Consider the following 22,430-nt stretch of genomic DNA (forward strand, 5'->3'; position numbering starts at 1 on the left):
CGCAATCTTGTGATCGACACAAATCCCCTGTGGGAGCGAGCTTGCTCGCGATGAATCCAACTCGGTTTAACTGAATGAAGCCCATAAAAAAACGCCGCAAGCTGTGAGGCCGGCGGCGTTGTTTTTACTGCAATCGCTTAAACGGTATGCAGGTACCAGTTGTACTCGAGGTCGGAGATGGAGTGTTCGAACTCCTCCAGCTCGCTTTCCTTACAGGCGACGAAGATATCGATGTATTTCGGGTCGATGTACTTGGCCATGACTTCGCTGTCGTCCAGCTCGCGCAGGGCGTCACGCAGGTTGTTCGGCAGGCTCTGCTCGTTCTGCTCGTAGGAGTTGCCTTCCACGGGCGCGCCAGGTTCGATCTTGTTGGTCAGACCGTGGTGCACGCCTGCCAGAACCGAAGCCATCAACAGATACGGGTTGGCGTCGGCGCCGGCAACGCGGTGCTCCAGACGGACCGCATCGGCCGAGCCGGTCGGTACGCGCACCGCAACAGTCCGGTTGTCCAGCCCCCAGCACGGCGCATTTGGCACGTAGAACTGTGCGCCGAAACGACGGTAGGAGTTGACGTTCGGGCAGAGGAAAGCCATCTGCGCCGGTAGGGTCTCGAGCACACCGCCGATCGCGTGACGCAGTGCGGCGTTCTGCTCGGGATCCTCACTGGCAAAAATGTTTTTGCCGTCTTTATCAAGGATCGAGATGTGGACGTGTAGTCCGTTGCCTGCCTGGCCCGGGTAAGGCTTGGCCATGAAGGTGGTGTCCATCTCATGGTCGTAGGCGATGTTTTTGATCAGACGCTTGAGCAGTACCGCGTAATCGCACGCTTTGATCGGGTCGGCAACGTGGTGCAGGTTCACTTCGAACTGCGCCGGGGCACTTTCCTTGACGATCGCGTCGGCCGGGATGCCTTGCTCTTTCGCACCTTCCAGAATGTCCTGGAGGCAGTCGACGTATTCGTCGAGGTCGTCGATCAGGTAGACCTGGGTCGAATGCGGGCGTTTGCCGGAGATCGGCGAGCGCGGAGGTTGTGGCCGGCCATTCACGTTCTCCTGGTCGATCAGGTAGAACTCCAGTTCGAATGCGGCGCAGATGGTCAGGCCCATCTCGTCAAACTTGGTAACAACTTGGCGCAGGACTTCGCGCGGATCGGCGAAGAAAGGTTCACCTTCGATTTCGTGCATGGTCATTAACAGTTGCGCGGTCGGGCGCTTCTGCCAGGGTTCATTGCACAGGGTGTCAGGGATTGGATAGCAGATTCGGTCAGCATCACCGATGTCCAGGCCCAGGCCGGTGCTTTCCACCGTCGAACCATTGATATCCAGAGCAAATAGAGAGGCCGGCAGGTTGATGCCTTTCTCGTAAACCTTGTGGAGACTGGTGCGTTCAATGCGCTTGCCGCGCACCACACCATTCATATCCGCAATCAGAAGGTCAACGTACAGAACCTCAGGATGTTCCTTAAGGAACGCGTTCGCTTCGTTAAGCTGAACGGCACGCGGGGGTACCGACATGATGCAACACCTTTGTTGTTAAAAATATCAATCATTGGACTCTTGAGATTCCAGTCAACCCGAACGGCATGCCGAAGTCAAGCGAGGCCTTTTTTGCCCTGAAAAAGCGCCACAAGAGCATTTTTGGGGCAATTTAAGGCAGTTTTATGCATTCCTGGTCTTTGGTGTCCGCAGGCTTGAGCGGGCCGTGTTGTATTTTTTACGGGGGTGTTGTGTAAAAAAATGAACAAGGCTAAGCTCGATTCAAACCCATAACAGCAATAATACCGGGGTGCTTCATGTCTCGCCTGCCGTTAATCGGCGTCACCGCCTGCTCCAGGCAGATCGGTTTGCATGCTTATCACATCAGTGGCGATAAGTACGTCCGCGCCGTGGCCTCAGCTGCCAAGGGCCTGCCGGTGATTCTTCCATCCCTGGCTGATCTGCTGGATCCGTCCGATATTCTGGACGGTCTGGATGGCATTCTCTTTACCGGCTCTCCTTCCAATATAGAACCGTTTCACTATAGCGGCCCAGCCAGCGCGCCGGGCACTGCTCATGATTCTGCACGCGATGCCACCACTCTCCCGTTGATCCGCGCCGCTGTCGAAGCCGGTATTCCCGTGCTCGGTATTTGCCGCGGCTTCCAGGAAATGAATGTGGCGTTCGGCGGCAGCCTGCATCAGAAAGTTCACGAGGCCGGTCCATTCATGGATCACCGTGAAGACGATAGCCTACCGCTGGAAGGGCAGTATGCGCCACGTCACCCGGTACATATTCAACCGGGTGGTGTACTCGCAGGTCTGGGCCTGGCGAGTGAGATTCAAGTCAATTCGATTCATGGTCAGGGCGTTGAGCGTCTGGCGCCGGGCCTTCGTGTCGAGGCTTTGGCTCCTGACGGGTTGATCGAGGCCATCTCTGTAGGTGCAGAGCCAGTCAACAGCGGCAGGGGTTTTGCTTTGGGAGTGCAATGGCATCCCGAATGGCAGGTAAGCTCAAACCCCGACTACCTTGCGATCTTCCAGGCATTTGGCGATGCCTGCCGCAAGCACGCATTACAACGCGACGCCGATGCGTCAAACAACGCCTGACTTATAAGAGTCAGGAAACTCAGCCCAGAGGCATTTATGAGTAACAACCTCGACCAGCTCACCGATTGGTTGAAAGACCATAAGATCACAGAAGTCGAATGCATGATTGGCGACCTCACCGGGATTACCCGCGGCAAGATCTCGCCGACCAACAAGTTCATCGCCGAGAAAGGCATGCGCCTGCCCGAGAGTGTGCTGTTGCAAACAGTGACGGGCGACTATGTCGAAGACGACATCTATTACGAACTCCTCGATCCGGCAGACATCGACATGATCTGCCGTCCCGATCAGAACGCGGTGTTTCTCGTGCCCTGGGCCATCGAGCCTACGGCCCAGGTGATTCACGATACCTACGACAAGCAGGGCAACCCGATCGAGCTGTCGCCGCGCAACGTGCTCAAGAAGGTGCTGAAACTCTATGCCGACAGAGGCTGGCAGCCGATCGTGGCGCCAGAAATGGAGTTCTACCTGACCAAGCGTTGCGAAGACCCGGACTTCCCGTTGCAGCCGCCAATTGGCCGCTCCGGTCGCCCGGAAACCGGTCGGCAGTCCTTCTCTATAGAAGCGGCCAACGAATTCGACCCGTTGTTCGAAGACGTCTACGACTGGTGCGAACTGCAGGAACTGGATCTCGACACGCTGATCCACGAAGACGGCACCGCGCAGATGGAAATCAACTTCCGTCATGGTGACGCCCTGTCGCTGGCCGATCAGATTCTGGTGTTCAAGCGGACCATGCGCGAAGCGGCGCTCAAGCATGACGTTGCGGCGACGTTCATGGCCAAGCCGATGACCGGTGAGCCGGGCAGTGCCATGCACTTGCACCAAAGCATCATCGACATCGAGACCGGCAAGAACGTCTTCTCCAATGAAGACGGGAGCATGAGCCAACTGTTCTTGCACCACATCGGCGGTTTGCAGAAATTCATTCCCGAGTTGTTGCCGCTGTTCGCCCCGAACGTCAACTCGTTCCGCCGCTTCCTGCCGGACACCTCGGCACCGGTGAACGTGGAGTGGGGCGAAGAGAACCGTACCGTCGGCCTGCGCGTGCCGGACGCCGGTCCGCAGAACCGTCGGGTGGAAAACCGCCTGCCGGGTGCCGATGCCAACCCGTATCTGGCCATCGCCGCGAGCCTGCTCTGCGGTTACATCGGCATGGTCGAGGCGATTGAAGCGAGCGCACCGGTGGTCGGGCGTGGTTACGAACGGCGCAATCTGCGTTTGCCGTTGACCATTGAAGATGCACTGGAACGCATGGAACGCAGCACCACCATCGAGAAGTACCTGGGCAAGAAATTCATTACTGGCTACGTCGCGGTCAAGCGGGCCGAGCATGAAAACTTCAAGCGCGTGATCAGTTCGTGGGAGCGGGAATTCCTGCTGTTCGCCGTCTGATGCGCCGGGCGCCGCTGTTCCTGGCGGCGCCCTCTACTGGAATCTTAGGAGAATTCGCATGACCAGCAACAACCCGCAAACCCGTGAATGGCAAACCCTGAGCAATGATCACCACCTGGCCCCGTTCAGCGACTTCAAGCAGCTGAAAGAGAAAGGCCCGCGGATCATCACCAACGCCAAAGGCGTGTACCTCTGGGACAGCGAAGGCAACAAGATCCTCGACGGCATGGCCGGCCTCTGGTGCGTAGCGATCGGCTACGGTCGCGATGAGCTGGCCGATGCCGCCAGCAAACAAATGCGCGAACTGCCTTATTACAACCTGTTCTTCCAGACCGCTCACCCGCCGGTGCTGGAACTGGCCAAGGCCATCGCCGACATTGCGCCAGAAGGCATGAACCACGTGTTCTTCACCGGCTCAGGCTCCGAAGGCAACGACACCATGCTGCGTATGGTTCGTCACTATTGGGCGATCAAGGGCCAGCCGAACAAGAAAGTCATCATCAGCCGCATCAACGGCTACCACGGTTCGACCGTAGCCGGCGCGAGCCTGGGCGGCATGACCTACATGCACGAACAGGGCGACTTGCCGATCCCGGGCATCGTGCACATCCCGCAGCCGTACTGGTTCGGTGAAGGCGGCGACATGAGCCCGGAAGAATTCGGTATCTGGGCGGCCGACCAACTGGAGAAAAAGATTCTCGAAATCGGCGTCGACAATGTCGGGGCCTTTATTGCCGAGCCGATCCAGGGTGCAGGCGGCGTGATCGTTCCGCCAGAAAGCTACTGGCCGCGCATCAAGGAAATCCTCGCCAAGTACGACATTCTGTTTGTCGCCGATGAGGTGATTTGTGGTTTCGGCCGTACCGGTGAGTGGTTCGGTACCGATTTCTACGACCTCAAGCCGGACATGATGACCATCGCCAAGGGCCTGACCTCCGGTTACATCCCTATGGGCGGCCTGATCGTGCGTGACGAAGTGGTCGAGGTGCTCAATGAAGGGGGCGATTTCAACCACGGTTTCACCTACTCCGGACACCCGGTAGCCGCTGCGGTCGCACTGGAAAACATCCGTATCCTGCGCGAAGAGAAAATTGTCGAGCGCGTCCGTGCAGAAACGGCACCTTATTTGCAAAAGCGTCTACGGGAACTGAACGATCACCCGTTGGTGGGTGAAGTTCGTGGAGTCGGTCTGTTGGGTGCCATCGAGTTGGTTCAGGACAAGGCCACCCGTGCGCGGTATGTCGGGAAGGGCGTCGGCATGATCTGCCGGCAATTCTGCTTCGACAACGGCCTGATCATGCGCGCCGTGGGCGACACCATGATCATTGCTCCGCCACTGGTGATCAGTCATGCCGAGATCGACGAGCTGGTGACCAAGGCTCGCAAGTGTCTGGACCTGACCTTGAGTGCATTGCAAGGCTAAGTGCTAGGCTCTGAGCGGGGGTGTGAGATTGCACTTTCGCTCGGAGCAAACAAAGGATGGGTCTTTCCTTGAAAGCCTGCCTTGGATCTTGCCAGACTACCCATTGTTCTAGTTGCCCGGGAATCGGCCGCTGAGCACGTGGTTAAAAAGAATAATTGGAGCATGACGCATGAAGGCATTAGGTTTAAAGATCGCAGGCAAGACTCTCCTCGCCTTGTCGCTGCTGGGGGTGATGGCTGGGGCCGCCCAGGCGGATGACAAGGTACTGCGCGTATACAACTGGTCCGATTACATCGCGCCGGACACCGTCAAAAAGTTCGAGGCCGAGTCTGGGATCAAGGTGGTCTACGACGTTTTCGACAGTAACGAGACCCTCGAAGCCAAGTTACTGGCAGGCAAGTCCGGTTACGACATCGTCGTACCGTCGAACAACTTCCTGGCCAAACAGATTAAAGCCGGGGTTTACCAGAAGCTGGACAAGTCCAAGCTGCCTAACTGGAAAAACCTCAACCAGGACTTGCTCAAAGCGGTATCGGTGAGCGATCCGGGCAACGAACACGCTTTCCCTTACATGTGGGGCTCGATCGGTATCGGCTTCAATGCCGAGAAAGTCAAAGCCGCACTGGGTGCCGATGCACCGACCAACTCCTGGGACTTGATCTTCAAGCCCGAGAACGCCGCGAAGTTGAAATCCTGCGGTATCAGCGTCCTCGATTCGCCGACCGAGATGATTCCGGTCGCGCTGCACTACCTCGGTTACCCGACCGACAGCCAGGACAAGAAACAGCTGGCCGAAGCTGAAGCGCTGTTCATGAAAGTCCGTCCATCGATTGGCTATTTCCACTCATCCAAGTACATCTCGGACCTGGCCAACGGCAACATTTGTGTGGCCATCGGTTACTCGGGTGATATCTACCAGGCGAAGTCCCGCGCGGCTGAAGCCGGTGACAAGGTCAAAGTCAGCTACAACATTCCGAAAGAAGGTGCCGGCAGCTTCTTCGACATGGTCGCTATCCCCAAGGATGCGGAAAACGTCGAGGGCGCCTACAAGTTCATGACCTTCCTGATGAAGCCGGAAATCATGGCTGAAATCACCAACGCCGTGCGTTTCCCGAACGGTAACGCGGCTGCCACGGCATTGGTTGAAAAAGACATCACCAGCGACCCGGGTATCTATCCGCCAGCAGAAGTCATGGCCAAGCTGTATGCCATCGCTGATCTGCCGGCCGCTACCCAGCGGATCCTGACCCGCAGTTGGACCAAGATCAAATCGGGTAAATAAATCGGTTTGAAGCAATGCCTGTAGCCGCCGACCCTCGTGCGGCGGCTACAGGAATAATTAAATGCCAGAAAGTTTTGCTGGAACGGTTTATCGAGGGTAAGTTGCGCGCCGGTTTTGTTGCCAGGCAGCCATGGCTGTCCTGTAACGCGGGCACAACTGCGGCCCCACTATTCAGAGGACCTCAACTTGCCTATTTCTTTGTTTCGCAACGCTATGCTGATCGGTGCCGGCCTGACTCTGGCAGTCGGTGTTCACGCGGCACCCACCGTGCATATTTATAACTGGTCGGATTACATCGGTGAGACCACCCTGGTCGACTTCGAAAAAGCCACCGGCATCAAGCCGGTGTATGACGTGTTCGATTCCAACGAAACCCTGGAAGGCAAGTTGCTGGCCGGACGTACCGGTTATGACGTGGTCGTGCCGTCCAACCACTTCCTTGGCAAGCAGATCAAGGCCGGGGCGTTCCAGAAACTCGACAAGTCAAAGTTGCCGAACTATTCGAACCTCGACCCGGCGTTGCTCAAGCGCCTGGAGAAGAACGATCCGGGCAACCAGTACGCGGTGCCTTACCTGTGGGGCACCAACGGCATCGGCTACAACGTCGAGAAGGTCAAGGCGGTACTGGGTGTCGACAAGATCGATTCCTGGGCCATGCTCTTCGAGCCCGAGAACATCAAGAAGCTTTCCAGCTGCGGCGTCTCGTTCCTCGACTCCGCCGATGAAATGCTGCCAGCAGTGCTGAACTACATGGGGCTGAACCCTAACAGCGAGAACCCGGAAGACTACAAAAAGGCTGAAGCCAAGCTGATGGCGGTGCGGCCTTACGTGACCTACTTCCATTCATCCAAATACATCTCGGACCTGGCCAATGGCGACATTTGCGTCGCCGCCGGTTTCTCGGGGGATATCTTCCAGGCCAAGGCGCGTGCAGCCGAGGCTGGCAAGGGCGTAGACATTGCCTACGTGATTCCCAAGGAAGGCGGCAATCTGTGGTTCGACCTGCTGGCGATTCCCAAGGACGCCAGCAACGTCAAGGAAGCCCACGCCTTTATCAACTATTTGCTGAAACCCGAGGTGATCGCTCAGGTCAGTGATTATGTCGGCTACGCCAATCCCAACCCCGGGTCGGACAAGCTGATGGAACAGTCGATACGCAATGACGAAACGGTTTATCCACCGCAATCTGTCCTCGATAAGACCTACGTGTCTACCGAGTTACCGCCGAAGGTGATGCGTGTAATGACCCGCAGCTGGACCAAGGTCAAGTCGGGTAAATAGCTTCAAAGGCTCAAACTATCCAAGGTTCGCCTGCAGTGGGCGAACTGAAAATTCTGTTGGGAGTTTCGTAAATGGCAGTTGCCTCCGGCGCCTATAAGAAAGCCCTCGAGGGCGACCAGACACCTAAACAGGTGCTGGTTAAAATCGACCGGGTCACGAAGAAGTTCGACGAGACGATTGCCGTGGACGATGTGTCCCTGGAAATCAAGAAAGGGGAGATTTTCGCTTTGCTCGGCGGCTCGGGATCGGGCAAATCCACCTTGCTGCGGATGCTCGCAGGCTTTGAACGGCCTACGGAGGGGCGCATTTTCCTCGATGGCGTAGACATCACCGACATGCCGCCCTACGAGCGGCCGATCAACATGATGTTCCAGTCCTACGCCTTGTTCCCGCACATGACCGTGGCGCAGAACATTGCCTTCGGTCTCAAGCAGGACAAGATTCCCTCGTCTGAAGTCGATGCTCGTGTAGCCGAGATGCTCAAGCTGGTACAGATGAGCCAGTACGCCAAGCGCAAGCCGCACCAATTGTCCGGCGGTCAGCGTCAGCGGGTGGCGCTGGCACGCTCCCTGGCCAAGCGGCCGAAGCTGTTGCTGCTCGACGAGCCGATGGGTGCTCTGGACAAGAAGCTGCGCTCGCAAATGCAGCTTGAGCTGGTCGAGATCATCGAGCGGGTCGGCGTAACCTGCGTGATGGTGACCCACGACCAGGAAGAGGCCATGACCATGGCCGAGCGCATCGCGATCATGCACCTGGGCTGGATCGCCCAGATCGGCAGCCCGATCGACATCTACGAAACCCCGACCAGTCGTCTGGTCTGCGAATTCATCGGTAACGTCAACATCTTCGAAGGTGAAGTGGTGGACGACGCCGAGGGCCATGCGGTCATTACCTGCAAAGACCTGGATCGCAACATCTACGTGGGGCACGGCGTCAGCACCTCGGTGCAGGACAAGTCCATCACCTACGCGATTCGTCCGGAAAAACTGCTAGTCACCTCCGAAATGCCGACCTGCGAAAACAACTGGTCGAGCGGCAAGGTGCATGACATCGCCTACCTGGGTGGGCACTCGGTGTTCTACGTCGAATTGCCGAGCGGCAAACTGGTGCAGTCCTTCGTGGCCAATGCCGAGCGCCGCGGCACACGGCCGACCTGGGGCGATCAGGTCTACGTGTATTGGGAAGATGACAGCGGCGTGGTATTACGCTCATGAAAATCCGAAAACTCAAACGTGCATTGCAACGAATAACACCCGGTGGCCGTCAGCTGGTCATCGGGGTGCCGTTCCTCTGGCTGTTCCTGTTCTTCATGCTGCCGTTCTTCATCGTATTGAAGATCAGCTTCGCTGAAGCCGACGTAGCCATTCCGCCGTACACCGAGATCTACAGCTTCGTCGAGCAGAAGCTGCAGGTGCTGCTCAACCTTGGCAACTACGTGATGCTGAGCGAGGACGAGTTGTACATCGCCGCTTACCTCGGCTCGCTGAAGATGGCACTGGTCAGCACTGTCCTTTGCCTGCTGATCGGTTATCCAATGGCCTATGCCATTGCCACCGCGCGTAAGGAGATGCAGACCGTACTGATACTGCTGATCATGATGCCGACCTGGACCGCGATCCTGATTCGCGTGTATGCGTGGATGGGCATCCTCAGCAACAACGGCCTGCTCAACGGCTTCCTGATGACCATGGGCTGGATCGACGAACCGCTGCAGATCCTCAACACCAACCTGGCGGTCTATATCGGCGTGGTGTATTCCTACCTGCCGTTCATGATCCTGCCGCTCTACGCCAACCTGGTGAAGCACGACAACAGTCTGCTGGAAGCCGCTTCCGACCTGGGTTCGAGCACCTTCAACAGTTTCTGGAAAATCACCATCCCGCTGTCCAAGAACGGCATCATCGCCGGCTGCATGCTGGTGTTCATTCCGGTAGTGGGTGAGTTCGTGATCCCGGAACTGCTCGGCGGTCCGGAAACCCTGATGATCGGTAAAGTGCTCTGGCAGGAATTCTTCAACAACCGTGACTGGCCGGTGGCGTCCGCCTTGGCCGTGGTGATGCTGGCGATCCTGATTGTGCCGATCATCCTGTTCAACCGCAGTCAGGCTAAAGAAATGGAGGGCAAAGAATGAAGCGCTTCAGTTTTTCAAGCCTGATGCTGGTACTCGGCCTGCTGTTCATCTATCTGCCGATGCTGATCCTGGTGATCTACTCATTCAACGCTTCGAAGCTGGTGACGGTGTGGGGCGGTTGGTCGATCAAGTGGTACGTCGGTCTGCTGGACAACACGCAACTGATGGGCTCGGTGGTGCGCTCCCTGGAGATCGCCTGCTACACGGCGATCGCCGCGGTGATACTGGGTACACTGGCGGCGTTCGTGCTGACCCGCATCACCCACTTCAAGGGCCGCACGCTGTTCGGTGGCCTGGTCACCGCGCCGCTGGTGATGCCCGAAGTGATCACCGGTCTGTCGCTGTTACTGCTGTTCGTGGCCATGGCGCAGATGATCGGCTGGCCGCAGGAGCGCGGCATCATCACCATCTGGATCGCCCACACCACGTTCTGTGCGGCCTATGTGGCGGTGGTGGTCTCGGCGCGCTTGCGTGAACTGGACCTGTCCATCGAAGAAGCGGCCATGGACCTCGGTGCGCGGCCGTGGAAGGTGTTCTTCCTGATCACCATCCCGATGATCGCGCCTTCGCTGGGGGCGGGTGGGATGATGTCCTTCGCCCTGTCGCTGGATGACCTGGTGCTGGCGAGCTTTGTCTCGGGGCCGGGTTCGACGACCTTGCCGATGGAAGTGTTCTCCGCCGTGCGCCTGGGGGTGAAACCGGAGATCAACGCCGTGGCCAGCCTGATTCTGCTGGCGGTGTCGCTGATGACCTTCCTGGTCTGGTACTTCAGCCGGCGAGCCGAAGAACATCGCAAACGCGCGATCCAGCTGGCTATCGACGAAAGCGCTGCCGATTCCTGGAAACAACCGGACATACGCCGCGCCCCGGCGCCGGCTTCGGTTTAACGACTGCGGTACCAAAAAACCTCGCTCTCTGGACGGAGAGCGAGGTTTTTTTATGCGCTCGCGAACGTTTGTGGCGAGGGGGCTTGCCCTCGCTGGAGTGCGCAGCACTCCCAAACCCTGCGAATGCGGTATGTCTGAAATGATGCGGTTACAGGTTTTGGGGCTGCTGCGCAGCCCAACGGGGGCAAGCCCCCTCGCCACAGGGGCGTGGTCAACTCCAGTATTGTTTAGCTCAACCCACCCAAGGGGACGTGCGGATAACGTCGACAAAGTTCATCGGCTTGAACCCCGGCTCCTGATCCATCAACACATCGGTCTTCACATTGCCGAAGGTGGTCTGCGGGCGATGGCGCAAGCCATTGGCAAAGGCGCAGATGATGCACTCCTTGAACCCTTCTCCTCGTGGGTGCGCATGCACCACCGCTTCACGCTGGGCGCTGGAAAACGCCGCGTAATCCATCCCCAGCACATCCATCTCCACGCCCGCAGTCACCAGCGCCACGGTCGGACGCAGGTGTTTGGGCACCCCCGGCGTCGTGTGCAGGGCGATGGACAGCCAGACCTGCTCGATATCGTCATCACTCAGCCCGTAAGGTTTCAGAAACGCCTTGGCCGCATTCGCGCCGTCGACTTCGAAACGTTCATCATCGCTGCGATGACCCTCCACCAGCCCCAGGTCATGGAACATCGCGCCGACGTACAGCAGCTCCGGATCGAAAGCCAGTTGCTGGCGTTCACCGCTCAAGGCGCCAAACAGAAACACCCGGCGCGAGTGGTGATACAGCAGGTCGGATTCAATGTCGCGTATGTACTCAGTGGTCGCCCTGGCCAGGGTGCTGTCGGGGATCGTGATGCCGGCGATGGTACTGCTCATGATGGTTGCCTCGTGGGGAACGCCGTGGTGGCGCTGATGAATCCAGTCTGTCCGCGCGCCCCCGGGTGAACAATCGACACGAGGCTGCGATCCCGGCCAATCAGCGTGCATATCGCGCCAACTCGCTTGTTGGGCGGGGTTTCGCTAGGGTTGGCGTGCAGCCTAAAAAGATCGCAGCCTGCGGCAGCTCCTACGCCGACCGCATTCCCCTGTAGGAGCTGCCGAAGGCTGCGATCTTGGCGATATCTCTCGCACTGAAGGTCTTGACCTTGCTATCCCTCTCAAAACCACTGAAGGCAATCCATCCCATGAGCAGAACCGTTGCCATTGTGGTTTTTTCCGGGGTTCAGTCTCTGGATGTCACGGGGCCCATGGATGTGTTTTCCGAAGCCAATCGCTTTCTTGCGGTGGATGATCACTACCGGCTGGAGGTGATCGGCGTGGAGCGCGGCGTAATACCCTGCTCGAACGGACTGGCGCTGCAGGCTCATCGGCACTTCAGCGAAGCACAGGAGGCCTATGACTTGTTGTTGGTCGCCGGAGGGCCGCAGCTGCCGTATCAGGATTTCGGCGCCCGCTTTGATACCTGGTTGTGCGAAGCCAGTGCTCGTTCAAAGCGCTTTGGTTCGATCTGCAACGGTGCATTCATGCTGGCCCGCGCAGGACTGCTCGAAGGGCGGACGGTCACGACTCATTGGGGCGACGCGGCTGCGCTGGCGGCGCTGTGCCCGTCGACTCAGGTCGAGGCCGATCGGCTTTATGTGCAGGATGGCGAACTCTACACCTCGGCAGGGGTGACGGCGGGGATCGACCTGTCCTTGTACCTGCTGGCCAGGGATCACGGGCCGGAAGTCGCACTGAGCGTGGCCAAAAGACTGGTGGTGTTCACCCAGCGCTCGGGCGGGCAATCGCAGTTCAGTCCGTTCCTCACGCCCTATGCCGAAGCGACCTCCCCAGTGGCGATGGTCCAGCACTACGTGTTGGCCAATCTGACGGGCGACCTGACCATTGCTGACCTGGCCCAGGCCGCCAACATGAGCGCGCGCAATTTCTCCCGTGTGTTTGCCCGGGAAGCCAAAATCACCCCGGCCGAATTCGTCGAGCAGGCGAGGGTGGATGCTGCCAGGGTGATGCTGGAAAGCGGCAGTGCACCGCTCAAGACCGTGGCCTATCAATGCGGGTTCCGCGATGCCCAGCACATGCGCAGCGTGTTCAATCGCAGGCTTGGGGTGACGCCGCAGCAGTTCCGGATGAATTTTTCGGCGATGGTTTGATGCCTGACAGACCGCCAAAGATCGCAGCCTACGGCAGCTCCTACAGGATTTGTGTACACCCGATAATTTTCGGCTGTACTCGGGCAGCGTAGGAGCTGGCGGAGCCTACGATCTTTTGATGTTTCCTTACTGAGCCACCTTCGCCGGCAACAGTTTCAAGGTGCTGCGGGTGTTGGCCGCCACTTCCTCGTCGCTGAAATGCGCCTGCTGGTAAATCCCCTCGATGTACGCCTCGGCCTGATCGTCATAGTGCTTGTCGAACAGCACGCCGCTTTGCCCGACCGGGTTGATGGTCAGGCTGTGGGCCGGGTCGGCGAAGTCGATGATGCGCCGGGTCGAGGGGCCGTAGGTCACTGGCCACGGCGCCGGACCGATCCTGGCCGAGAGGTTGTTCGGCACTTCGTGGCTGCCCGGGGCTTCGAACAGGCCGACGTTGAAGACTCGGTCCAGTGGCTTTTGCAGCCCCAATGGATGGCCATGGGTCAGGGTGTGCGCCTTGCCCCACAACCATTGGCTCGGGTTATCGCCGAGGGTGGCCTTGAGGTGGGCCATGCTGGCCTGCCATGCAACCATGACGATGTCGGCGCGGTTTTCCTTGCCGAGGGTGTTGCGGTTGTCCCACCACGGCGAATCGGCAGAGGCCGCCAGGCGCGGCAACGCGGCATCGATTATCCGAGTGGAGAGCAGGGTCCCGAAGAAACCGTCGCCCAATTCGTCGTGGAACGCGGCATCGGTCAAGTTGAACAGCAGCTGGTTGAACAGCGTGGCACTGGTGGAGTCCAGCGGATAGTCGCCTTTCCACTGCGCCAGTTGCGCCACCAGTTTGAGCTCCTCAGAATCTTTCACCACCTCTCGCAGCACCGGCAATAGCGGCGCCAGCAGGCGTGGGCCGTAGGCGGTGGTGGTACCCAGTTGCAATTTCTGGCTGCTCTCCAGGTCCCATTTGACGCTCGCCTCGCTCAGTTGTTTGTTCAACTGCTGACCGCGATCCGCCAGGTTGTAATAGCCGGGGATTTCCAGGGTCGGCGACAGCGGCTGGAAGTTGGCCGAGACGATGTAGCCGCGCGCCGGGTTCTCTTCCTGGGGGTTGGCGCTGAAGGGGTAAAAGCCGTCCTTGTCCGCCTGATGGGTACTGCCGTCGAGGATAAAGCCCGGCTTGACCCCGGCTGGACGCTTGGGCAGTTGCGCCGCCGCCCACCAACCGATGTCACCCTTGGCGTTGGCCCACAGCAGATTCAAGCCGGGTGCCTGCACCTTGGCTGCGGCGCCGCGGGCCTTGGCCAGCGTGTCGGCGCGGTTGAGCTGGTAGAAGCCTTCGAGAATCGGATTCCGGGTTTCGAGGAAACCCCACCACATGGCTATCGGCGTCTTGCCGGCGCTGGCGCCGAGCAGGTCATTGATGATCGGACCGTGGGGCGATTGGCGCAGGACCAGCTTGAACGGTGCCTGGCCTTTCACGGCGATCTGCTGTTCGCTACTGGTCAGTTCGACCCATTTGTCGCGATACCAGACCTGATCAGGGTTATCCGGATTGACCTTTTCGGCGATCAAATCGAGGTCATCGTTCTGGAACATGGTCATGCTCCAGCCGAAGTCACGGTTGTGACCCAAGGAGGCGAAGGGCATCAGTGCCTGGTAGTAACCGTACAGCTCGAAATCGGGCGCGGACAGATGAGCTTCGTACCACACCGAGGGCACGGAGAAGCGGATGTGCGGATCACCGGCCAGCAACGGCTTGCCGCTTTTGGTCCGGTTACCGGAAATCACCCAGGCATTGCTGCCTTCGAACTGCGGCAAGCCGTGGTCGGCCATTGCCTGTTCGCTCAGCCGGGCAATAGCGTTCAGGTCTTGCCAGTCGCTGGCGGTCAGGGCGGGTGTCGAGGCCAGTACGCCTTTGGGTTGCCAGTCGATGTCAAAGACGCCGAGGTAGCCATTGCCCAGCTGGTCGCGGACATAGGTCAGCAAGGGTTCGGTGCGAAACGCCGCGGCAAAGCTGTAGGCCATGTAGCCGGCAATGCTGATGGTGTCCTGGGCGGTGAAAGCGCGCTTGGGGATGCCCAGCACCTCGAACTCCATGGGCCTGGCGTGAGTCGCCTGAAACTGGTTGATGCCATCCAGATAGGCTTGCAGGGCCTTCCAGGTGGCAGATTGCTGGTCCAGCCCGGCCAGGTAAGTCTCGGCGCGCTCGCGGATGCGCAGGTTACGCATCAGTTTATCGGTATCGAGCAATTTCGGCCCGAGCACTTCGGCCAGCTCGCCACGGGCCAGCCGGCGCATGATATCCATCTGGAACAGCCGGTCTTGAGCCTGTACATAACCGAGGGCACGGTACATATCGACTTCGTTGCCGGCGCGGATATGCGGCACGCCGCGTTCGTCATAATGCACTGTGACCGGACCCTGCAGGCCTTGCAGCTCCACCTGCCCCTGGCGCGTTGGCTGCTTGCTATACACGTACCAGCCGCCACCGGTGGCGAGTGCGACGACCAGGAGGGCCAGTACGGTCAGGCTGCGTTTCATTGAAACTCCTTGTTCTGATTCTTGGTTGCCACCACTCAGGGCCGCGAATATTTAGCACAGGCGTTGTGTGCCGCGCAGCGTTGTCCTTGAAAAGTCAGGAATGCCTTAGTTCGTCTGGCTGGCCGGCCACGGGCAATAACAGCCCACCGCCAGGGTGTGAGTGGCGTTGACCGCTCGTCCTTCACTCAGTGCCTGCAGAATCGGCTCGATAAAGCTGTTGTTGGAGTTACAGGTCAGGCCTTCGCTGTAGGGGCCGAAATACGCCAGTTTGCCGTTGCGATCCCAGATCGCCACGGCCGGGCTGGCGGGAATGTGTTCGGCACCGGGCAGGGCCGACAGGGTTTTCAGGCCGCTCAGGGTGCTGGGCAACTGCCCGTGGCTGCCGGGCTTTTGCACCGAATAGAACTCCACGCCTTGCGGCGCGTACTGTTCGATCAGTTCGCTCAGGTGCTGCTGGTTGCCGACATTGCAGGGGCAGGCCGGGTCCCAGAAATGCACCAGCCGCACTGCCCCGGGGCCGGCCAGTTCGCTGGGCAGACTCAGGGGATCGCCGGAAAACACCGCGGTCTGGTCGCTGAAGGCGCGCAGGTAGCGCCCCTGGAACCAGTCGTAAGCGGCCCACAGCCCACCGGCGCACACAAGGGCGAGCAGGCTGGCAAACAGTGTGGTGCGGTAGGGCAGGCGCATACGGATCAATCCTCGAAGGTCGGGTAGCTTGCCATGCTTGCCGCGACAGATGAATATCGCAGACCTATTAAGTCTGTTACGCGCTCCGCGTTTTTTGTCTGGAAACCCTTATGCCTGCGACCTTCGAGCCCGATCACCTGCGTGCCAGCCTGCGACCTTTGGCCGCTGCGCAGCCGCTGTCGGTGGAAGCACTGGCCTATCAGCGTTTCTATGGGCTGGATTTTGCGCAGCACAGCCTGCCGGTCAAGCGTGCGCTGGGACGCTTCGCAGTCGGTCATTATGAGCTGGTCAGCCAGGTCTGGTGGCCGCCGGAGCCCGTGGCCACGCTGTTTTTGTTGCACGGTTTCTACGACCACATGGGGCTCTACCGGCATGTAATCGAGTGGGCCCTGCAGCGTAGTTTCGTGGTGATTTCCTGCGACCTGCCGGGGCATGGTTTGTCCAGCGGCGAGCGCGCCAGCATCGAGGATTTCGCCGAGTACCAGGCCGTGCTGCAAGGGTTGTTCGCCGAGGCGCAATCCCTCGATCTGCCGCAGCCGTGGCACCTGTGCGGACAAAGCACCGGTGGGGCGATAGTGCTTGATCATCTGCTCAATCACGGCACCAGCAGCCCGGCGCAGGGCCAGACCATTCTGCTTTCGCCGCTGGTGCGGCCACGGTCCTGGGGTTGGTCGCAATTGAGCTACTACCTGGTCAAACCCTTCGTCAAAGGCATCGCCCGGCGTTTCAGCGAGAACTCCAACGACCCGGCATTTTTACCCTTTCTGCAGGCCGATCCGTTGCAGCCGTTACGGTTGCCGACTGCCTGGGTCGGCGCGCTGGCGCGCTGGATCAAACGCATTGAAGCGGCGCCGCGCAGTAGCCGGCGACCACTGATCGTCCAGGGGCAAGCGGACATGACGGTGGATTGGGTGCATAACCTGGAGGTGTTGCGCAGCAAGTTCGATCAGCCGCAGGTGTTGATGCTGCCTGAGGCGCGGCATCATCTGGCGAATGAAATTCCAGCGTTGCGCGAGCGGTATTTCGGGTTTTTGAATGAGCGGATGACGACTCGGGATTTGTAGTGCCTTTGAGGGCGTCATCGCGATCCGACCTGCTCGCGATTGGATTCTGCAGGCGCCTCAGGTCACTGGGTCAGGCTCGAGGTACTTTGCCCCACCGCCAATCCTGCGCGGATCGCTGCCAGGGCGGCCTGATAGTAAGCCTTGCCTTCGTCTGACTCGGCGAAGGTGGCGAATTCTTCCAGTTCCGTATCAGACAGGTCACGGTAGACGTAGAGCAACGTGTTGTTCAGGTCGGTGCCGATTTGATCCATCAGCCGCTGGCGCTGACCGCTCAACATCCCTTGCGCCTGACCGTTGCCGAGCAGGCCGGGGATCATCTGGCTCAGGCTGTCGGCGGCAACCCCGGCGATGGCCAGGCTGACTTCGGCACCCGCCTCGCGGGCAGGCAGCGCCTGAGCCAAATGGCCAATGATCAGCAGGCGGGTATCGCTGGCCTGGATTTTCGGCAAGCCCTGGGCGTTTTTCGCCAATTGGTCACGGCGGGTCGCCAGCAGTTCAGCGGCGACGATCTTGCGGCCCAACGGTGACTGAAAAAACGCCAACGCAGGTTTTGGATCGGCGAGTTTCTGGCGTAACTGCGCCTGGGCTCGCTGATCCATGGCCTGGGGTGCAAAGCGCTGATTGCTGTTGTTCACCAGTGCCTGGAACACCGCGGGCGGCAGGCTGTTTTTATAGCGTTGCTGGGCGGCGGTGAGGGCATCATTGAAATGCGCGCGTTGTTCTGGCCAACCGGCGACCTTGTATAACTGGTCGAGGCCGTCTGCCCAAACGGGCAAAGTGCAGAACATCAGCAGTGAAAAAAGCAAACGGCGCATAAGGACTCCTGTCAGCAGCCCACTATTCTCCGGGGCTTGGCCGTGGTTTGTCGAGAATTCGTATCAGTCCGCTCTGTGGCTCTGTCGGATTTTCAGGTGTATGGATACTATGCGCGGCATGCAAATACCCTCTGATCACCCGCTGCTGTTGCGTATCGTCGACGATCTGGCTGAACGCGGCTGGTCGCAGCAGAATATTTTCCTGCCCGAGGTTCTGACCCTGGAACTGGCGGCTGAGTGCCGTAAACGTGCGGCCGAGGGTGAACTGGCTCCGGCCTCGGTGGGTCGAGGGGCTTCCCAGGAAATTCGCGAGGGGATTCGAGGGGACCATATCCAGTGGCTCGAACCCGGTCAGGTCGAGTCGTGCGACAGCTACCTGGGGTTGATGGACAGCCTGCGGCTCGCCATGAATCGCGGGTTGTTTCTGGGGCTGGAAGACTTCGAAAGCCATTTCGCGCTGTACCCGCCGGGCGCGTTTTATCTAAAACATGTCGATCGCTTTCGCGATGATGACCGGCGCATGGTCTCCGCCGTACTTTATCTCAATCAAGCCTGGCTGCCTGAGCATGGGGGCCAGCTGCGGATGTATCTGGATGAAGGCGTTGAATATGATGTGGTACCCACCGGCGGTTGCCTGGTGGTGTTCCTCTCCGGCGAAGTGCCCCATGAAGTCCTGCCCGCCACTCGGGATCGCCTGTCGCTGACGGGGTGGTTTCGTCGTCGCGGTAATGAGCCGTTTTGAGATGCAAAAGATTCTGGTGAGTCGCTGCTTGCTCGGGCACCGCGTGCGTTACGACGGCGGTGCCAGCGGGCCCTTTGATCAGCTTGAACAGTGGATCATCGAAGGACGGGTGGTGGCGCTGTGCCCGGAAGTGGCCGGCGGATTGCCGACGCCACGCGCTGCGGCCGAGATTCCCGGCGGGCAGGGCGCTGCAGTGCTCGATGGCAGCGAGCGAGTGTTGACCCGTGAGGGTGAGGACGTCAGCGCCGAGTTCCTCAGTGGCGCGCGACAGGCTCTGGCGCTGGTTGAACAGCACGGCATACGGATTGCCGTGCTCAAGGCCAACAGCCCGTCCTGCGGCAATCTGCTGACGTATGACGGCAGCTTCAACGGGGTCAAAGTCAGTGGGGAGGGCGTTACCGCGGCGTTGTTGAAGCGCAACGGAATTCAGGTGTTCAGCGAACTGGAATTGGCTGAGGCGGCGGCTGCGTTGGCAGCACTGGACTGAGGCGAACACAATCCCTGTGGCGAGGGAGCTTACTGTGGCGAGGGGGCTTGCCCCCGCTCGGGTGCGCAGCAGCCGCAAAACCTGTGAATGCGGTGTGCCTGACGAAATGTGATTGCGGGTTTTAGGGCCGCTGCGCGACCCAACGGGGGCAAGCCCCCTCGCCACACGTTGAACGCAGACTCTCGATTTATGACCTTCTCAAGGCTTGGGCGGCTTGCTCGCATCCATTCCGAACCATTTTTCCGAGAGTGCCATCAACCGGCCGTCGGCCTTGATGCGCTGCAAGGCCTTGTCGATGCTGGCCTGGAACGCCGGGTTACCCTTCTGGAATGGAATCGCCAGGCTCAGCGTCGGGCCGACTTTGGCGCCTTCCTTCACCGGCAAGTGGCTGTCACGAATGGCGTAAGGCACTAGCAGACGATCGCTGATGGCCGCGTCGATCTGCTTTTGCGCTACCTCCTTGATGGGCTGTTGCGCGTCGGGGTAGCTGCGCAGGTCAATGCCCTCGACGGTGCGTGCCTGCTCGACGAACTGGCTGCTTTGCGCCACGCCCAGTGCCTGGCCCTTGAGCGCTTGCAGCGAACTTAGCGGGCGTTGCTCTTCCTGGCGCACGATCAACTGCGCACTGGAATAGCTATAAGGTTCACTGAAGTCGAAACGTTCCTCGAGTTCGGGGGTCATTGCTATGTGGTTGATGGCGACGTCGTACCGGCCGCTTTCGACGCCTTGCAGCAGATCGCCCGGATCGGTGACGACGAAATCCGCACGCACGTCCAGCTCGCTGGCGAGCATGTGGCCCAGTTCGACCTCGAACCCACTGAGCTTGCCGTCATCCTTGAAGTTGAATGGCGGCATATTGGCTTCCAGAGCGATGCGCAACTCGCCACGGTCATTCACATCATCGATCAGTTCGGCTTGAGCGCAAGTGCTCGCCAGGGGTAGCAAAAGTAACAGGCCAGGCAAAAACCGCATGGTCACTCCTTTGAATTCAAATGTGCTGTGCGCGGTATCTGGTGCGCTTTGCTATGGTGTTGATTGGCTTCGACAACTATTTGTCACTAAGTTGTCGCAACCTTACGGATTTTGCTGAAAAACTGGAGAAGAGAATGAAAACCTTAATGTCTCGTGCTGCTTTTGCCAGCCTGTTGCTGGGAGCTTCGATGTTGGCGAACGCCGCGGATGGCATCCCGCGCACCCCGACTCCCAAAGGCGCGGAAGTGTTCATCGTCTCTCCTGAAGACGGCGCCACGGTAGGTCAAACCTTCAAGGTCAAATTCGGCGTCAAGGATATTGCCCTGGCTCCGGCCGGCGACCAGACCAAAAACACCGGCCACCATCACCTGCTGATCGACGTCGACAAGTTGCCGGCCGAGACCGCGCCGATCCCGATGGACGCCAACCACATGCACTTCGGCAAGGCGCAGACCGAAGCCGAGGTCAAGCTGGCCCCAGGCAAGCATACCCTGCAGCTGGAACTGGGCGACAAGAACCACGTACCGTTCGACCCGCCGATTGTCTCGAAAAAAATTACCGTGACCGTGAAATAACCCTTTCGCGAGCATAAAAAAGGGAGACCCGAGGGTCTCCCTTTTTCATGGGCACTTGAAGCTTAGAACAACACGCGGCAACGGATGGTGCCGTTGATGTGTTGCAGCTTCTCTTGCGCCAGGTCCGAGTACTCGGCATCGACGTCGATGACGACGTAGCCGACTTTCTCGTTGGTCTGCAGGAACTGACCGGAGATGTTGATACCGTTTTCGGCGAAGACCTTGTTGATCTCGCTCATCACACCCGGAATGTTCTGGTGGATGTGCAGCAAACGGTGCTTGCCAGGGTGAGCCGGCAGGGCCACTTCCGGGAAGTTGACGGAGGACACCGAGGTACCGTTGTCGCTGTACTTGACCAGCTTCTCTGCCACTTCCAGACCAATGTTGGCTTGGGCTTCAGCAGTGGAACCGCCGATGTGCGGAGTCAGGATCACGTTGTCCAGGCCACGCAGCGGGCTTTCGAACTCTTCGTCGTTGGAGCGCGGCTCCACCGGGAATACGTCGATAGCCGCGCCGATCAGGTGCTTGTCCTTGATCGCGTCCGCCAGGGCTTGCAACTCCACCACCGTGCCGCGAGCAGCGTTGATCAGAATGCCGCCCTTCTTGATCGCGCGGATTTCCTTCTCGCCGATCATCCACTGGGTCGCAGCGGTTTCCGGAACGTGCAGGGTGACGATGTCGGACATGCCCAGCAGCTCGGTCAGGCTGGCGACCTGCGTCGCGTTACCCAATGGCAGCTTGGTGATGGTGTCGTAGAAATACACCTGCATGCCCAGGCCTTCAGCCAGGACCGACAACTGAGTACCGATCGAGCCGTAACCAACGATGCCCAGCTTCTTGCCGCGGATTTCGAAGGAGTTGGCCGCGCTTTTGATCCAGCCACCACGGTGGCAGGAAGCGTTTTTCTCGGGAATGCCACGCAGCAGCAGGATCGCTTCAGCCAGCACCAGCTCGGCCACCGAACGGGTGTTGGAGTAAGGCGCGTTGAAGACTGCGATGCCGCGTTCGCGAGCAGCGTTGAGGTCGACCTGGTTGGTGCCGATGCAGAAACAGCCTACAGCGACCAGTTTCTTCGCGTGATCGAAGACCTCTTCGGTCAGTTGAGTGCGGGAACGAATGCCGATGAAGTGAGCATCAGCGATCTTTTCCTTCAGCTGGGCTTCCGGCAGAGAACCCGTGAGGTACTCGATGCTGGTGTAGCCGGCGGCCTTGAGGACGTCGACAGCGGATTGGTGGACGCCTTCGAGAAGAAGGAACTTGATCTTGCTCTTGTCGAGGGAAGTCTTGTTCATCTGCGTAAACCTGTGTCCCGGAGAAAAATGACAGGAAAGGACAGCCTGAGCTGACCTGCGCGGCATGTTAGCCGTCACCGCAGAACGCCTTTGGGCACTATCCTGCGGGGGCGGTATGCTAGCATACGCACCCCGCAAACACTCA

The 22,430-nt window shown here is 59.2% G+C and carries 20 protein-coding genes; 13 read left to right on the plus strand and 7 right to left on the minus strand.

Annotated features, from left to right (window positions below; genetic code table 11):
* Nucleotides 1-137: 137 nt before the first annotated feature.
* Entirely contained in the window at nucleotides 138-1,514 is a 1,377-nt protein-coding gene (locus tag F8N85_RS24870; RefSeq protein ID WP_150806160.1) for a glutamine synthetase family protein, read from the minus strand.
* A gap of 278 nt (nucleotides 1,515-1,792) precedes the next feature.
* Here F8N85_RS24870 and F8N85_RS24875 point away from each other — a divergent pair, with 278 nt between their 5' ends.
* The 8 genes from F8N85_RS24875 to F8N85_RS24910 all read left to right on the plus strand — a co-directional run bounded on the left by F8N85_RS24875 (nucleotide 1,793) and on the right by F8N85_RS24910 (nucleotide 10,983).
* Nucleotides 1,793-2,584 carry a gamma-glutamyl-gamma-aminobutyrate hydrolase family protein gene (locus F8N85_RS24875; protein ID WP_150806161.1) on the plus strand — a complete coding sequence of 264 codons (792 nt, stop codon included), beginning with the start codon at nucleotides 1,793-1,795 and terminating at the stop codon, nucleotides 2,582-2,584.
* Nucleotides 2,585-2,620: 36 nt separating this feature from the next.
* A complete protein-coding gene (locus F8N85_RS24880) occupies nucleotides 2,621-3,979 on the plus strand; it encodes a glutamine synthetase family protein (RefSeq protein WP_150806162.1) in 1,359 nt (452 codons plus the stop codon).
* Between the two features lie 58 nt (nucleotides 3,980-4,037).
* Nucleotides 4,038-5,402 carry an aspartate aminotransferase family protein gene (locus F8N85_RS24885; protein WP_150806163.1) on the plus strand — a complete coding sequence of 455 codons (1,365 nt, stop codon included), beginning with the start codon at nucleotides 4,038-4,040 and terminating at the stop codon, nucleotides 5,400-5,402.
* Nucleotides 5,403-5,571: 169 nt separating this feature from the next.
* Nucleotides 5,572-6,684, plus strand: coding sequence for a polyamine ABC transporter substrate-binding protein (locus tag F8N85_RS24890; RefSeq protein ID WP_150806164.1), 1,113 nt, complete (start codon nucleotides 5,572-5,574; stop codon nucleotides 6,682-6,684).
* Between the two features lie 186 nt (nucleotides 6,685-6,870).
* Nucleotides 6,871-7,965, plus strand: coding sequence for a polyamine ABC transporter substrate-binding protein (locus tag F8N85_RS24895; RefSeq protein WP_150806165.1), 1,095 nt, complete (start codon nucleotides 6,871-6,873; stop codon nucleotides 7,963-7,965).
* Nucleotides 7,966-8,036: 71 nt separating this feature from the next.
* The gene (locus F8N85_RS24900; protein ID WP_150806166.1) at nucleotides 8,037-9,179 is read left to right on the plus strand and encodes an ABC transporter ATP-binding protein; all 1,143 of its coding nucleotides are present in this window, start codon (nucleotides 8,037-8,039) and stop codon (nucleotides 9,177-9,179) included.
* Nucleotides 9,176-10,096, plus strand: coding sequence for an ABC transporter permease subunit (locus tag F8N85_RS24905; RefSeq protein WP_150806167.1), 921 nt, complete (start codon nucleotides 9,176-9,178; stop codon nucleotides 10,094-10,096). The genes F8N85_RS24900 and F8N85_RS24905 overlap by 4 nt, the downstream gene beginning before the upstream one ends.
* Nucleotides 10,093-10,983, plus strand: a complete 891-nt coding sequence (locus F8N85_RS24910; RefSeq protein WP_150806168.1) for an ABC transporter permease subunit — start codon at nucleotides 10,093-10,095, stop codon at nucleotides 10,981-10,983. Before F8N85_RS24905 ends, F8N85_RS24910 begins: the two co-directional genes overlap by 4 nt.
* Before the next feature lie 232 nt (nucleotides 10,984-11,215).
* Here the strand turns inward: F8N85_RS24910 and F8N85_RS24920 are convergent, their stop codons facing one another.
* A complete protein-coding gene (locus tag F8N85_RS24920; RefSeq protein ID WP_150806169.1) occupies nucleotides 11,216-11,857 on the minus strand; it encodes an HD domain-containing protein in 642 nt (213 codons plus the stop codon).
* A 308-nt stretch (nucleotides 11,858-12,165) separates the two neighbouring features.
* Here F8N85_RS24920 and F8N85_RS24925 point away from each other — a divergent pair, with 308 nt between their 5' ends.
* Nucleotides 12,166-13,131, plus strand: a complete 966-nt coding sequence (locus F8N85_RS24925; RefSeq protein WP_150806170.1) for a GlxA family transcriptional regulator — start codon at nucleotides 12,166-12,168, stop codon at nucleotides 13,129-13,131.
* Between the two features lie 126 nt (nucleotides 13,132-13,257).
* On the opposite strand, the gene F8N85_RS24930 is transcribed toward F8N85_RS24925, so the two are convergent.
* Both F8N85_RS24930 and F8N85_RS24935 read right to left on the minus strand, forming a co-directional pair.
* Entirely contained in the window at nucleotides 13,258-15,651 is a 2,394-nt protein-coding gene (locus F8N85_RS24930; RefSeq protein WP_150806171.1) for a penicillin acylase family protein, read from the minus strand.
* A 105-nt stretch (nucleotides 15,652-15,756) separates the two neighbouring features.
* On the minus strand, nucleotides 15,757-16,338 hold the full coding sequence (locus F8N85_RS24935; RefSeq protein ID WP_150806172.1) for a DUF6436 domain-containing protein: 582 nt from the start codon (nucleotides 16,336-16,338) through the stop codon (nucleotides 15,757-15,759).
* A 110-nt stretch (nucleotides 16,339-16,448) separates the two neighbouring features.
* Here F8N85_RS24935 and F8N85_RS24940 point away from each other — a divergent pair, with 110 nt between their 5' ends.
* Nucleotides 16,449-17,402 (plus strand): alpha/beta hydrolase, encoded by a 954-nt coding sequence (locus tag F8N85_RS24940; RefSeq protein ID WP_150806173.1) that lies wholly within the window; start codon nucleotides 16,449-16,451, stop codon nucleotides 17,400-17,402.
* A 62-nt stretch (nucleotides 17,403-17,464) separates the two neighbouring features.
* On the opposite strand, the gene F8N85_RS24945 is transcribed toward F8N85_RS24940, so the two are convergent.
* The gene (locus tag F8N85_RS24945) at nucleotides 17,465-18,217 is read right to left on the minus strand and encodes a DUF2059 domain-containing protein (RefSeq protein ID WP_150806174.1); all 753 of its coding nucleotides are present in this window, start codon (nucleotides 18,215-18,217) and stop codon (nucleotides 17,465-17,467) included.
* Nucleotides 18,218-18,326: 109 nt separating this feature from the next.
* Between F8N85_RS24945 and F8N85_RS24950 the strand changes: the two genes are divergently transcribed.
* Both F8N85_RS24950 and F8N85_RS24955 read left to right on the plus strand, forming a co-directional pair.
* A complete protein-coding gene (locus tag F8N85_RS24950) occupies nucleotides 18,327-18,959 on the plus strand; it encodes a 2OG-Fe(II) oxygenase (protein WP_150806193.1) in 633 nt (210 codons plus the stop codon).
* Between the two features lies 1 nt (nucleotide 18,960).
* Nucleotides 18,961-19,446 (plus strand): DUF523 domain-containing protein, encoded by a 486-nt coding sequence (locus F8N85_RS24955; RefSeq protein WP_150806175.1) that lies wholly within the window; start codon nucleotides 18,961-18,963, stop codon nucleotides 19,444-19,446.
* A 198-nt stretch (nucleotides 19,447-19,644) separates the two neighbouring features.
* Here the strand turns inward: F8N85_RS24955 and F8N85_RS24960 are convergent, their stop codons facing one another.
* Nucleotides 19,645-20,418 (minus strand): transporter substrate-binding domain-containing protein, encoded by a 774-nt coding sequence (locus F8N85_RS24960; protein ID WP_150806176.1) that lies wholly within the window; start codon nucleotides 20,416-20,418, stop codon nucleotides 19,645-19,647.
* Nucleotides 20,419-20,552: 134 nt separating this feature from the next.
* Between F8N85_RS24960 and F8N85_RS24965 the strand changes: the two genes are divergently transcribed.
* On the plus strand, nucleotides 20,553-20,993 hold the full coding sequence (locus F8N85_RS24965; protein WP_150806177.1) for a DUF4399 domain-containing protein: 441 nt from the start codon (nucleotides 20,553-20,555) through the stop codon (nucleotides 20,991-20,993).
* A gap of 62 nt (nucleotides 20,994-21,055) precedes the next feature.
* Here the strand turns inward: F8N85_RS24965 and serA are convergent, their stop codons facing one another.
* On the minus strand, nucleotides 21,056-22,285 hold the full coding sequence (serA, locus tag F8N85_RS24970) for a phosphoglycerate dehydrogenase (RefSeq protein ID WP_150806178.1): 1,230 nt from the start codon (nucleotides 22,283-22,285) through the stop codon (nucleotides 21,056-21,058).
* Between the last annotated feature and the right edge of the window lie 145 nt (nucleotides 22,286-22,430).

This window comes from Pseudomonas fluorescens (assembly GCF_902497875.1).
Classification (GTDB): Bacteria; Pseudomonadota; Gammaproteobacteria; order Pseudomonadales; family Pseudomonadaceae; genus Aquipseudomonas; species Aquipseudomonas fluorescens_BR.